Source organism: Serratia sp. CY71090, from assembly GCF_052166845.1.
Classification (GTDB): Bacteria; Pseudomonadota; Gammaproteobacteria; order Enterobacterales; family Enterobacteriaceae; genus Serratia; species Serratia nematodiphila.
The window spans coordinates 619,000-631,871 of sequence record NZ_JBJNOA010000001.1 but is presented as its reverse complement, the minus strand read 5'-3'; the positions used below and the strand labels follow the sequence as shown (position 1 = coordinate 631,871).

Below are 12,872 nucleotides of genomic sequence, written 5' to 3'. Positions count from 1 at the left end.
AAGGACATGACCATGAGCACTGATTCAAGCGCCCCGACGAGCATCGGCTGGTACGGCAAACTTCCTTCCGCCGGTGACTTCCTGCAACGCCGTTTGCCTGACCCGGTGATCAACAACTGGGCCCACTGGTTCCATAACGGGCTGGTGAATTTGCAGCGCGATGCGCAGGGGCCAAACGATCACCCGTTCAGCAACGCGCCGGTGTGGAACTTCGTGATCCCCGCCACGCTCGGCAGCCAGTACGTGCAGATGGGCTGCCTGTTGCCGGCGCGCGACCGCGTCGGGCGGCGTTACCCCATCTGCGCGCTGCGCCTGTTCAGCCAACAGGATTGGCGCCCGCAACAGCTGAACATGGCGGCGAGCTGGTACCAACAGCTCGGCCATACCCTGCTGAACGGTGTGCGCAACGGCTTCTCCGCCGAACAGATCGACCGCACGCTGCAGGCGATCCCGGCGCTGCCCAGCCCGCCGGCGGAAGCGGACTCCGAGATATTGTCGATTATCGGGTTCCAGCATCCGGACGTACCGGGCCTCGGCTGGCAACAGGCCGCCGACTGTTTCGATCCGGCGCAGTACACCAGCTTCTGGTGGACCAACCAGGCCGACGGACACCCGCTCTACACCCACGTGCACAGCGGCAACCTCACCGTGCAGCTGTTTTCACTGCTGTTCGAGCCCAACGGCTGGGCGCGCCCCGGCCGCGGCGGCCAGTACCCGCAAATGTTTGATTAACATCGCTCGTTGAAGGAAATTTTATGGCTATCGACACCGATACCCTGCTGGCCCCGGTTGACGCGGACACACCCTGCGGCGACAACCTGGAATACGACGCCGACTTTCTGGCCATGGCGCGCGCCGCCACCGGCAAGGCCGAACAACAGTTCGGCAGCACCATCATTCCGGAAGAGGCGCCGGACTGGGTGCAGGTCGAGCGCCTCGCAAGCTCGCTGCTGGCGCGTACCAAAGACCTGCGCGTCATGCTGTATCTCACCCGCGCCTGGACCCAGCTGCGCGGATTGCCGGGCTATGCCGACGGGCTGACGCTGATCCACCAGGCGATACTCCGCTACTGGGATGCTCTGCAGCCGCCGCTGGAGTTCGACGGCGAGGCCGACCCGCTGTTTCGCATCAACGCGCTGGCCGACCTTGGCGACAAGGCCGCGCTGGCCGCCAGCGTGCGCGCCGCGCCGCTGCTGAAAAGCGCCGCCGGTGAAATCTCGCTGCGCGATGCGGGCGCCCTGCTCGACGGCAGCAAGCAAGAGTGCCCCAACTTTCCCGGCGGCCGTGCGCGGCTGCAGGATGAACTGGCGCAGCAGGATCGCCCCGAAGGCGCGCTGGTGATGCACATCGCCAACACCCTGGCCGCCATCCGCAGCGAAGTGACCCGCCATCTGGGTGAAAGCGCGCTGCCGGAAATGAGCGCGCTGACCAAGGTCTTTTCGCTGGTGGCGCTCGCCGGCCAGAGCGAGGCCCCGGCCGCCACCGAAGCGGACGCCACACAGGAAACCGCCGCTGAGCAACCACCGGCCGCCGTGCAGAGCGCCTCTGCCCCACTCAACTGGCGCAGCGCGCAGATCCAGTCGCGCGACGACGCCCAGCTGATGCTGGACAAGGTGAAAAACTATTTTCGTCTTCATGAGCCAAGCCACCCGGCGCCGCTGATGATCGATCGGGTCCAGCGGCTGATTGCGCTGGACTTTATGCAAATCGTCCGCGATTTGGCGCCCGATGGGCTTAACCAACTGGAGACCATTCTCGGTCGCCCCGACCACGAGGAGAACAGCTAGCCGCCGACTTTTGTTCTCTTGACGACACCCGATACCGTCTGCCCCTGCGCAGACCCGAATCAGAACCTGACTCTCCCAGCCGGACGAGGCGCGTTCCCAATCGCCATTAGATGGAGTAAATCATGTCAAACTCGAAATCCCGCAGCGGGCAGAAATTCATCGCCCGCAACCGCGCGCCGCGCGTACAGATTGAATACGATGTCGAAATTTATGGCGCAGAGCGCAAAATCCAGCTGCCGTTCGTGATGGGCGTGATGGCGGATCTGGTGGGGAAAGCGGTCGATCCGCAAGCCAGCGTGGAAGAGCGCAAGTTCATGGAAATCGACGTCGACAACTTCGACGAGCGCATGAAATCGCTGAAGCCGCGCGTCGCTTACCAGGTTGACAATACCCTGACCGGCGAAGGCAAGCTGAACATCGATCTGACCTTCGAAAGCATGGAAGACTTCTCCCCCGCCGCTATCGCCCGCAAGGTCGACGCGCTGGACAATCTGCTGGATGCCCGCACCCAGCTTTCCAACCTGCTGTCCTACATGGACGGCAAGAACGGCGCCGAGGAGCTGATCTCCAAGATCCTGCAAAACCCGGCGCTGCTGAAATCCCTGACCGACGCGCCGAAGCCGGCGGTTAACGATGACAACAACGAGCGTGAGGATTAATCGATGAGCAACTCGCCTCAGCAACAAAATGCGTTGCAAACCACCGAGACTTTTTCCAGCGATGAGTTCAGCGCGCTGTTGAACAAAGAGTTCCGGCCGAAGACCGATCAGGCCAAAGAAGCGGTCGAGAACGCGGTGAAAACGCTGGCGCAGCAGGCGCTGGAAAATACCGTCACCGTTTCTTCCGACGCCTATCGCACCATCCAGGCGCTGATCGCGGAAATCGACGAAAAGCTGTCGCAGCAGATCAACCAGATCATTCACCACGACGATTTCCAGAAGCTGGAAGGCGCGTGGCACGGCCTGCACTACCTGGTCAACAACTCTGAAACCGACGAGATGCTGAAGATCCGCTTCATGAGCATTTCCAAGCAGGAGCTGGGCCGCACGCTGAAGCGTTATAAAGGCGTGGGCTGGGATCAGAGCCCGATCTTCAAGAAAATCTACGAAGAAGAATATGGCCAGTTCGGCGGCGAGCCGTTCGGCTGCCTGGTGGGCGACTACTACTTCGATCACAGCCCGCAGGACGTGGAGCTGCTGGGCGAAATGGCCAAGATCGGCGCCGCCTCGCACTGCCCGTTCATCGCCGGCACCGCACCGAGCGTGATGCAGATGGAGTCCTGGCAGGAGCTCTCCAACCCACGCGATCTGACCAAGATTTTCCAGAACACCGAGTACGCCGCCTGGCGCAGCCTGCGCGAATCGGAAGACGCGCGCTACCTGGGCCTGGTGATGCCGCGCTTCCTGGCGCGCCTGCCGTATGGCATCCGCACCAACCCGGTGGACGAGTTTGACTTCGAAGAAGATACCGACGGCGCGACCCACGGCAACTACACCTGGACCAACGCCGCCTACGCCATGGCCGCCAACATCAACCGTTCGTTCAAAGAGTTCGGCTGGTGCACCGCCATTCGCGGGGTGGAATCCGGCGGCGCGGTGGAAAACCTGCCGTGCCACACCTTCCCGAGCGACGACGGCGGCGTGGACATGAAGTGCCCGACCGAGATCGCCATCAGCGATCGCCGCGAAGCCGAGCTGGCCAAGAACGGCTTTATGCCGCTAGTGCACCGCAAAAACTCCGACTTCGCCGCCTTTATCGGCGCGCAGTCGCTGCAGAAGCCGGCGGAATATTACGATGCCGACGCCTCTGCCAACGCCCAGCTTTCCGCGCGCCTGCCGTACCTGTTCGCCTGCTGCCGTTTCGCGCATTACCTGAAGTGCATCGTGCGCGACAAAATTGGCTCCTTCCGCGAGCGCGACGATATGGAGCGCTGGCTGAACGACTGGATCATGAACTACGTGGACGGCGATCCGGCCAACTCCTCGCAGGAAACCAAGTCGCGCAAACCGCTGGCCGCGGCGGAAGTGCAGGTGGAAGAGATTGAAGACAACCCGGGCTATTACAGCGCCAAGTTCTTCCTGCGCCCGCACTACCAGCTGGAAGGCCTGACCGTCTCCCTGCGCCTGGTGTCGAAGCTGCCTTCGCTGAAACAAAACGACGCGTCCTGATGGACTGAAGTCAGGCCGCGATCGCGCGGCCTGGCTGATGTATCAACCTCATCGTCAGCCTATCGCAGAAAACCCGGATCGCATGTGGAACCAAGATAACGCGAAATAATTAAGCATTGAGCCATTAGCACTTAATAGTGGCTCGGTAACCTGTACCGATAGTTTTCGGTATTTAAGAAGGTGCATGGCACAAGGATATAAATTGGTAATGCATTACCACACTTGCAATTCCTGCTGCTATTACCTGAGTTTTTCAACGTAACGTTAATACTACTGTTAACCCTTAATAAAGAGTGAAGAAACTATGGCTATTGATATGTTCCTGAAAGTTGAAGGTGCCAGCGGCGAATCCAAAGATTCGAATCACAAAGGCTGGACCGACATTACTTCTTTCTCCTGGGGCGCTTCTCAACCGGGCAATATGGGCGTTGGCGGCGGCGGTGGCGCCGGCAAAGTGTGCTTCAACGATCTGCACGTCAACGCGCTGATCGACAAGTCAACCCCGGCCTTGCTGAAACACTGCTCAAGCGGCAAACACCTGACCAAGATTGAGCTGTCGGTTTGCAAGGCGGGCGGCACCCAGGTTGAATACGCAAAAATCACTCTGGAAGACGTGCTGGTCACCGCCGTGCAGTACACCGGTGCAGGCGGCGAAGACACCGTGGGCGTCACCTACTCCTTCCAGGCGGCGAAAGTGAAACAGCAGTACTGGGAGCAGAGCGACAAAGGCGGCAAAGGTGCCGAAAGCAGCGCAGGTTGGAACATCAAGGAAAACCGCGAAGCTTAATTGTTATACAACCTCCCCATTATGGGGAGGTTGGTTTGGCAAGCGATGTTTTTTAGATAAGGAAATCATGATGAAAGCGATTAGAAAAGGTGACAGAGGAAATCACGTAAAATCATTGCAAGAATTGCTTAATAAACAGGGGCTATTCCTAACTCTGATGGCATATTCGGTCTAAAGACTGAATTAGCAGTAAAAAAAGTGCAACGTAAAAAAGGTCTGCATGTTGACGGCATCGCTGGTCGAAAAACATTCTTAGCCCTGGGTTCACACGTCGAAACTCGAGCACCACAACCTCCTATCGGTGGTAGTGCAGGTCGTCAAGGTCCCGGAGCTATGGGCATTTCACAAAGCGGTTTAAGGTTTATCTTTAACATTGAAGCATGGCGCGGAGTAAGTAACCACCTACATTGGCCTGGCGGTGCAAGCGGGGTCACTCTGGGGCCGGGTTATGATATGAAAGCTCGCTCTATAGAATCAATAAAAAATACCATGATCGCGATTGGATTAGACAACGCAACTGCAGATAAAATCAGTGCAGCCGCCGGGTTACATCATCAGCAAGCTAAAGATTTCGCGAAAGAAAATCACAATTTAGTGGTTTTAACCGACACACAGGAAACGGAACTACTTAAATTTATAGTACCTGCCTATGAAAGAGCTGTTAGGAATAAAATTCTTGTTCCACTCACACAACAAGAGTTTGATGCGTTAGTCTCCTTTGCTTATAATCCAGGTGGTCGACTCAACAACGTCGCAGCATTCATTAATCAGAGCAAAATATCTGATGCAATGACAGAAATAAAACGTGCCATTACCTCAGGTGGAAAAGTGATGAAAGGGCTGATAAACAGAAGAAATTACGAAGTCGAGCTCTATTTAAATGGAAACTATCGCTAAGGAATTCGCCACAATGAAATTATCTGCATTTTTAATTAGTAGCGTATTTTTCTCACTTACTGCATGTGCAGCAGAAAAAAACGTTAATGCCCCAACATCATCAACTATTGATGGCTTATGGCAAGTGACTCAGGTCAACATAGACAATGAGACTACCCGCACGCTTAGCTATCAATTTAACGACCCTCGATTACTAGGAAGAGTGATCAATATTTCCGCTCAATCAATAGAAAATAATCTGCCGGAAAAAGACGTCTGCACAGCGCCAACCTTAACTATTGAGAGAAGCACGCTAAATCAATTCATCGGCAAGTCGATGGGCGGAGATAAAAGCATCTCGGCTAAAAACTATGCATTGAAAGAAAACGGCCAAGCAGAAGTCTCTCTTTTCAAGATCGCTTGTCACTCCGGATCATTCGGCCCAGCCGATAATGGTGCAGGCTCCAGCTTTGCCGCTCTCAATCCACAAAAAATGCTGGTTAATTGGTACGATGGTTCGCTACTGCAATTAGAACGGTTACCGAAAGATCCTAAACCTGCAGCGTCTTTCGACTGTGCTAAATCTACAAGCGTTGTTGAAAAAACTATCTGCTCAGACTTCAATTTATCCGCCTATGACAAAAGCGTTTCTCAAGCTTGGCTGTTGGCAAAAAAGCAGGCGGCCGATGCAGGAGATAAAAAACTGGTAGCCACTTTAAACAGCACGCAAAAATCTTGGTTACTGCAAAGGGATAAATGCCGTGATGACAAAGACTGCCTGGCCGATACCATGCAAAAACGAATCGATGAACTCACATCATACGATTAAAACTGTATTCCTACTCATGTTGGCGGTATTGAATACTGAAGCTTCCGCCAACGGAAAGTATTCCCCTGCTGAGTACCTCAAAAACTACGCGCTTAGCGTTTGCATCGCCGAGGGGTACTCAGCAAAAGAAGTCAAAAACGATGCCGCCGCCGCTGCTCGGGGTTACATGGAGTTCGGCGATTACTCTCTGGAGGCACACACCGCCGTCAGGGCGCTGGCAAAAGAATTTCTGGCAAAGCCCTATGACAGCATGTCTGGGAAGCCGATGACGATGACCAAGTGCATCGATCTTGTACACAGCCAAGAGCTGCAAGCCATCATCAAGAAGTACCAAGGGAAAGACGACAGCTGATATCAGAGTTGCTCAAACGACGGCTCATATCAAAGGTTATCTCGAATGAGAAGATACACGTACTTTTTAATGTCTCTGCTGCTCGGAAGCCATGTAGTCCTTGCTGAAAACTCGCTCAATGCTTTATCGCAAGAGGCACTATATAAAAATTGGTTAGTCAGCCGTTGCATTGGGAAGTCCACTGACTTAGAAAAAACCAAACAAGACGCCTTCCGTTCCGCTTCCGCCTATTTAGAATTGAGTAAACTGCCGATGGATGCATTCGAACAAGGCGAAAAGCTGGCTGAACAGTACGCCAATAAAAATAGCCAAGGCTCAGTTCAGGGGACTTACTATACTTTAGATTGTCTTTCACTGCAGAACGCCAGTGAAGCTGATACCATTTTTGAACGTTACTCAAAGTAATAGCCGCAGTGATAGAATTCATTTTTTTGCAGCCATCATCCTCAAATTAATTACATTTTTATCACTTATAATTTATTACTTGAAAATATACCAGCACCATTAATCATCAGTCATTGGGAAAATATTCCTTGGCTTTCTATTACTCAGTACAAACCATATGGAATTTTAGAGCATTGGGATAAGGAAAAAAACAGTGATCGATGACGTCACACTTTCCACCTACTCTTACTCATTTGTGTTTTTATACTTTTTCCTGTCAGTCTTAGTATTTGTCGGGCTTTATCACCTAAAACAAAAAACCAACAATAAAAATCCTATTCTCTTTTTGTGATGGCTACCATAGTGAATTTATTTGCAAGCATCATCCAGGGTTTAGTGTTTAACTATGGTTCTGAGATACTAGATCCAATGCTCAATATAAAATTTCAAGACTATGATGAGGTGTGGTACGCCAGTATTATATTCGCCCTTACTTACCTATCTCAATTACCAACTAACCTCTATTACAAAAGAAATACTAAGAATAATGCGAATAATAGCAAAGGCATCACCTGACATATACAGCCTCACGTTATTACATTGAAGTTTTCGATCATATAATGCGTTAACCCAAAAATTAGTCACTCACATTCAAAGATCTCTCTTAGGAAAGAAATTAAGTCAAACTCATCCAGTTATCGAGTTCCACTGTCTGGCCATAAGATCTAATCAGCAGGAATGCCTTATGCGATTTTCCATTGTAAAAAATAAAAGCGGCCAGGTTCCGCCGCAGAGCAGTTGCGATTTTCTGCCGCCGGGCGGCACCATCGGCCGCAGCGTGGACAACAACCTGGTGCTGCCGGACGAAGAGCGCGCCATTTCCCGCCTGCAGGCTATCGTGCATATTTCCGCTGACGGCGAATGCCGCATCACCAACCGCGGCAACGTCACCCGCGTGCTGCTTAACGACATTCCGCTGGAGCGCGGCCGCCAGGTTGAATTGCAGGATGGCGACGTGCTCGGCATCGACGATTACCAGATTGAAGTCAGCGCGCTGCAGCAACACGCCGCGCCACAGGCTCAACCGGTGGCCAAGGTCGCCGCCGTTGCTGCGGCGGCAGCCCCTGTTACCGCTGCCAAAGAACCATCCGCCGCGCCAATCCCCAACGAAATCTGGGACAGCCTGGTGGAAGAGTTTACGCCGAACGCGCCGGCGGCCGCCGCACCGCCGCCGGTCGCCAGCCCGGATAATCATCCGCTGCTGGATACCTCCACTCGCGAGCTGAACCCGGCCGATCCGCTGGCGCAGCTGGCGGGCGAGGTCGATCTGCGCCAACTGCAGCAACAGCAAACCGATCCGGCGGCGCTGTTCAATACCGACACCACTTTTGAACGCGAACACATTCTGGCCGACACCACCCCCAGCGCGCTGCTGGCGGAGCAGGCTGCGCCGACGCGTCCGGCAACACCGGTCCGAAATGCGCAGCAACCGGAGCAAGAGCTGGATCCGCTGGCGCTGTTCGGCGGCTCATCCGCGCCCGCTTCGCCAGAGACGCTGAACAGCAACGATCCGCTGGGGCTGCTGATGGGCGGCGCCGTGCCGCTGGCTCAGCCGGAGGAAGCGGTACTGCCGCCGTCCCCGCCGCCAGCACCGGCTCCGGCCGCCGCACAGCCGGTAGCGCCGCGCCCTCAGCCAACGCCGCCGCCCGTGCAGATGCCCGAACCGCAATCCCAACCCGCGCCGCAGTTCAGCCCGCAGGAGCCGCCTGCGCAGCCGCCGCGTCCGCGCCAGGGCAACCGCCTGGGCATCGATCCGGTTGCCTACCAGTCTGCCCAGCGGCAGCACGCCGCCGCGCCGAATGGCGACACCTTGGAAGGACCGTTGCTGGCGGCGCTGCTGCAAGGCATCGGTCTCGACGATCTGCAGCCGCAGCCGCATTTCGACGAACAACAGATCCGCCTGGCCGGCCGCCTGCTGAGCCTATTCTCGCAAGGCACCGTCGCCCTGCTCTCATCCCGCTCGATCCTCAAGCGCGGCGTGAAGGCCGAGATGACCATGATCCTCGATGAAGCCAACAACCCGTTCAAGTTGCTGCCTTCGGGCAAAACGGTGCTGATGCAGATGTTCGGCAGCCAGATGCCGGGCTTTATGCCGCCGGAGCAGGCGGTGCGCGACGCGCTGATCGACCTGCAGGCGCACCAGTTGGGGATGATCGCCGGTATTCGCGCCATCATCGCCGCCATGCTGCAGTCGTTTAACCCGGAGCGTCTCGAAGAAGAAGCGCGCAAGGAAGGCGTGGCGCCGCGTCTGTCGCTGCCCGCCAACCGCAAGGCCGCGCTGTGGGACTACTTCGTGAAGAACTATCAGCAAACCTCCGGCGAAATCGAGGACGATTTCCACACCCTGTTCGGCGAAGCCTTCCTGCACGCCTATGACGTTGAAGTGAATCAATACAAAGACTCACAGACCAAACCGGACGCGTAATGAATATCACCATAGCCTCTACCTCCAACCAGGGCGGCCGCGCCTCCAACCAGGATCAGACCGGCGAGGTGCTCGGCAACCGCGCCGCCTGCTTCGTGGTGTGCGACGGCATCGCCGGTTTTCCGGGCGGCGATATCGCCGCCAAACTGGCACGCGACACCATTTTGCAAAACTTCGACGGCGAAAAGCACCTGAACGCCCAGAGCATTCGTCAGCACATTACCAGCGCCAACGCCGCCATCCACCAGCAGCAGCGGCAGTCGGACGAATACAGCAAGATGGGCACCACGCTGGTCAGTCTGTTTATCGATCGCGATTACCAGCTGGCCTACTGGGCGCACGCCGGCGACAGCCGTCTGTACCTGTTCCGCCGCGGCTACCTGCATGCCGTCACCACCGACCACAGCCTGATCCGACAGATGCAGGACGCCGGCTACCAGACCAACGGCATCAACAGCAACCTGCTGTATTTCGCGCTGGGGCTCAACGAAGAGCGCGACGCCACCTACAGCGACGTGCTGCAGCTGGAAGACGGCGACGTTTTCCTGCTGTGCACCGACGGCTTCTGGCACAGCTTCAGCCAGACCGAACTGGAACAGTCGCTGCACATGGTCAACTCCCCCAGCGAGTGGATCGCCCTGATGCAGCAGGCATGGAAGAAAAACAATAACAGCGATAACTACAGCGCTATCGCCGTCTGGATTGGCTCACCGCAGGAAACCACCCTGCTGCATTCGCTGGCGGATGCGGAACGGTTTCTGAGCCGCGACTGAGCAGCGCACATTCACAGCAAGGTTCACTATGAAATATTGGATGCCGGGGCTCGTCGCCCTGATGGCGGTGCCGACCGCGCAGGCGATGAACTATCGCCTGGTTTACTCCCCCAGCCAGAAGCTGGAAGTGTTTATCGATGACGTCAAAAACAGCAATCCGGCAAGCTGGTGCGGCAAAAGCATCCCGCTGCGTATCGTCTCGGCGCAAAGCCAGGATCCGGCGGTGCTGAACGACTTTCTGCCGCGCGTCGGCAATCTGTTGGAAAAGCAGTGCCCGAAAACCGGCCACCTGCCCTGGACGCTGACCGACAAGCGCGGAGAGAAACTGGCCAGCGGCGAAGCCGCCAAAACGCGCGGCTGGAAACCGGTGGTCAAACAAGAGGCCTCCGAGCCGCAGGAAACCCCGCCGCAACCGGCGATCCCTGCGGCGGTGGCCGTGACTTCTCCGCAGGCGGACAGCGCGCCGGCTCAGCGTTTCAGCCTGCCGCAGGGCTGCCACTTCCGCACCTTCTGGCGTGACGAGGCCAACGGCGGCTCGCTGTTCATTCCCGCCGGCGCCGCGCTGCGCTGCGGCGAGGACGGCTGGCTGCAGGGCAGCGGCGCGGTCACGCTGCAACAGGGCGGCCAAACCCTCTCACCGACGCTGTGGTTCCTGCAAGGTTACCCGCTGGCGCAGGTTAACGGCGGCGATCGCGCGCTGACCGTCGTCAGCGCCAACGCCCAACGGCTCATTTTGGGCGGCAACCCGCAGGCGCCGGGCAGCTTCCTGCTGCTGAACTTCGAACCGAAGCTGCACGCCTGGGCGTTTAACGGTGAAGCGATCGTTGAAATGCCGCGCGTCGACGCCGCCGACGAGAACAAGATCAAACAGCGCGTGCAGCAGGCGCAAACCGCCTGGCAGCCGCTGCTGAGCGCCCCCGCCCCGCTGACTTTCAAACTGGTGGAAAAGCTGGCCGCAGACCGCGTTGATCCTGCCAGCGGCAGCTACCTGTCGGTTAACGGCGCCACTCACTGATTATAAGGAAAGCCTGTGAAATCATTAGCAAGCATGCTGCAAGGCCAGTCGATCGGCGCGGCCATCACCGCCGTCGAAAACGATATCAAGGCGAAACCGGCGGATGCCGACCTGCGCGCCGCGCTGGTGCAACTGCTGTGCCTGAGCGGCAACTGGACGCGCGCCAACGCGCAGCTGAAATCCTGGCAGGCGCTGAAACCGATCGCCCAACCGACCACGCTGCTGCTGATGCAGTCAGTCAACGCCGAGCTGCAACGCCAGGCGGTGTTTGCCGGCACGGCCGCGCCGGCGCTGCTGCGGCAGGATCAGCCTTGGCTGAAACTGATGGTGCAGGCGCTGCATCAGGATGTGCAAGGGGCGGCCGAACAGGCCCAGGCGCTGCGCGATGAAGCGCTGGAGGCCGCCCCGGCCGGCGCCGGGCGGTTAACGCTGGCCGAAGGCGAACAAGAACGGCAGCTGCGTTTCGACTGGCTGACCGACGGTGACGGCCGCCTCGGGCCAGTATGCGAACTGGCGCTGAACGGCGTTTACTACTGGCTGCCGTTTGCCGACATCGCCGCGATCCAGTTTCAGGCGCCGCAGAGCGCCATCGACCTGGTGTGGAGCCATGCGCTGGTGCGCCTGACCGATGGCCGCGAACAGGTGTGCCAACTGCCCGCCCGTTACCCGCTGCCCGAAGGCAGCGACGACGCGCTGCTGCTCGGCAAACGCACCGAATGGCAACCGCTGGGCGACGGCACCCACTATGCGGGGCTGGGCCTGAAAACCTGGCTCAGCGAAAGCGATGAATTCCCACTGCACAGCCTGCGGCAGCTGAGCTTCGACGCGAGCGTCTGACCATGAACGATAAGCGCCCACCCCACTACGACGGCGGCGATCTGCGCCACCAGGGCTATCGCTATCGTCAGGACAGCGAACGCCTGACCTCGCGCGACAAAATGCAGCCGGTGCTGCTCGATATGCTGACCGACGACGAACCGCAGAAAAAGCAGGAGGCGCAGGTGCGCAACCTAGTGTCGCACAGCGAGCTGCGCCGCCGGGTATTGCGCGATCTGCAGTGGCTATTCAACTGCGTCAACAGCGAATCCAATCTGGATCTCGGCGATTTTCCGCAGGTGCGGCGCTCCACCCTGAATTACGGCATCGCCTCGCTGGCGGGCAAGCGCATGTCGGACATCGAATGGCTCGACATTCAGCGCGCGCTGACCGAATCCATTCTCCATTTCGAGCCGCGCATTTTGCCCGAGGGGCTGCAGGTGCGCTGCATCTCGGATACCGGCTCGCTGGAGCTGCACAACGTGCTGTCGATCGAAATCAAGGGCCGCCTGTGGTGCGTGCCCTATCCGCTGGAGTTTCTGTTCCGTACCGACGTGGATCTGGAAAACGGCCACTTCGATCTGAAAGACATAGGGTAAG

The 12,872-nt window shown here is 57.3% G+C and carries 14 protein-coding genes; all 14 read left to right on the top strand.

Going from position 1 to position 12,872, the window contains the following annotated elements:
- Positions 1-12 precede the first annotated feature (12 nt).
- Entirely contained in the window at positions 13-732 is a 720-nt protein-coding gene (gene tagF / locus ACJ8OK_RS02940; protein WP_004934950.1) for a type VI secretion system-associated protein TagF, read from the top strand.
- A 23-nt stretch (positions 733-755) separates the two neighbouring features.
- The gene (tssA, locus tag ACJ8OK_RS02935; RefSeq protein WP_033632729.1) at positions 756-1,787 is read left to right on the top strand and encodes a type VI secretion system protein TssA; all 1,032 of its coding nucleotides are present in this window, start codon (positions 756-758) and stop codon (positions 1,785-1,787) included.
- A 122-nt stretch (positions 1,788-1,909) separates the two neighbouring features.
- Entirely contained in the window at positions 1,910-2,446 is a 537-nt protein-coding gene (gene tssB / locus ACJ8OK_RS02930) for a type VI secretion system contractile sheath small subunit (protein ID WP_015378282.1), read from the top strand.
- 3 nt (positions 2,447-2,449) lie between these two features.
- The gene (tssC, locus tag ACJ8OK_RS02925; RefSeq protein ID WP_004934958.1) at positions 2,450-3,955 is read left to right on the top strand and encodes a type VI secretion system contractile sheath large subunit; all 1,506 of its coding nucleotides are present in this window, start codon (positions 2,450-2,452) and stop codon (positions 3,953-3,955) included.
- A gap of 304 nt (positions 3,956-4,259) precedes the next feature.
- Positions 4,260-4,742 carry an Hcp family type VI secretion system effector gene (locus ACJ8OK_RS02920; RefSeq protein ID WP_004934962.1) on the top strand — a complete coding sequence of 161 codons (483 nt, stop codon included), beginning with the start codon at positions 4,260-4,262 and terminating at the stop codon, positions 4,740-4,742.
- A gap of 198 nt (positions 4,743-4,940) precedes the next feature.
- Entirely contained in the window at positions 4,941-5,639 is a 699-nt protein-coding gene (locus ACJ8OK_RS02915; RefSeq protein WP_442530379.1) for a pesticin C-terminus-like muramidase, read from the top strand.
- A 13-nt stretch (positions 5,640-5,652) separates the two neighbouring features.
- The gene (locus ACJ8OK_RS02910; RefSeq protein WP_033632728.1) at positions 5,653-6,447 is read left to right on the top strand and encodes a lysozyme inhibitor LprI family protein; all 795 of its coding nucleotides are present in this window, start codon (positions 5,653-5,655) and stop codon (positions 6,445-6,447) included.
- 16 nt (positions 6,448-6,463) lie between these two features.
- Positions 6,464-6,799 carry a T6SS amidase immunity protein Tai4 family protein gene (locus ACJ8OK_RS02905; RefSeq protein WP_442530440.1) on the top strand — a complete coding sequence of 112 codons (336 nt, stop codon included), beginning with the start codon at positions 6,464-6,466 and terminating at the stop codon, positions 6,797-6,799.
- A gap of 69 nt (positions 6,800-6,868) precedes the next feature.
- Positions 6,869-7,204, top strand: coding sequence for a T6SS amidase immunity protein Tai4 family protein (locus ACJ8OK_RS02900; RefSeq protein ID WP_228392524.1), 336 nt, complete (start codon positions 6,869-6,871; stop codon positions 7,202-7,204).
- Positions 7,205-7,928: 724 nt separating this feature from the next.
- A complete protein-coding gene (gene tagH / locus ACJ8OK_RS02895; RefSeq protein ID WP_442530378.1) occupies positions 7,929-9,668 on the top strand; it encodes a type VI secretion system-associated FHA domain protein TagH in 1,740 nt (579 codons plus the stop codon).
- A complete protein-coding gene (locus ACJ8OK_RS02890; protein WP_311266039.1) occupies positions 9,668-10,441 on the top strand; it encodes a PP2C family protein-serine/threonine phosphatase in 774 nt (257 codons plus the stop codon). The genes tagH and ACJ8OK_RS02890 overlap by 1 nt, the downstream gene beginning before the upstream one ends.
- Positions 10,442-10,469: 28 nt before the next feature.
- Complete coding sequence (locus ACJ8OK_RS02885; protein WP_060559833.1) at positions 10,470-11,456, top strand: hypothetical protein; 987 nt, start codon at positions 10,470-10,472, stop codon at positions 11,454-11,456.
- 15 nt (positions 11,457-11,471) lie between these two features.
- The gene (locus ACJ8OK_RS02880) at positions 11,472-12,293 is read left to right on the top strand and encodes a type VI secretion system accessory protein TagJ (protein WP_442530377.1); all 822 of its coding nucleotides are present in this window, start codon (positions 11,472-11,474) and stop codon (positions 12,291-12,293) included.
- Positions 12,294-12,295: 2 nt separating this feature from the next.
- Entirely contained in the window at positions 12,296-12,871 is a 576-nt protein-coding gene (locus ACJ8OK_RS02875) for a type VI secretion system baseplate subunit TssE (protein ID WP_004934985.1), read from the top strand.
- Position 12,872: the final 1 nt, after the last annotated feature.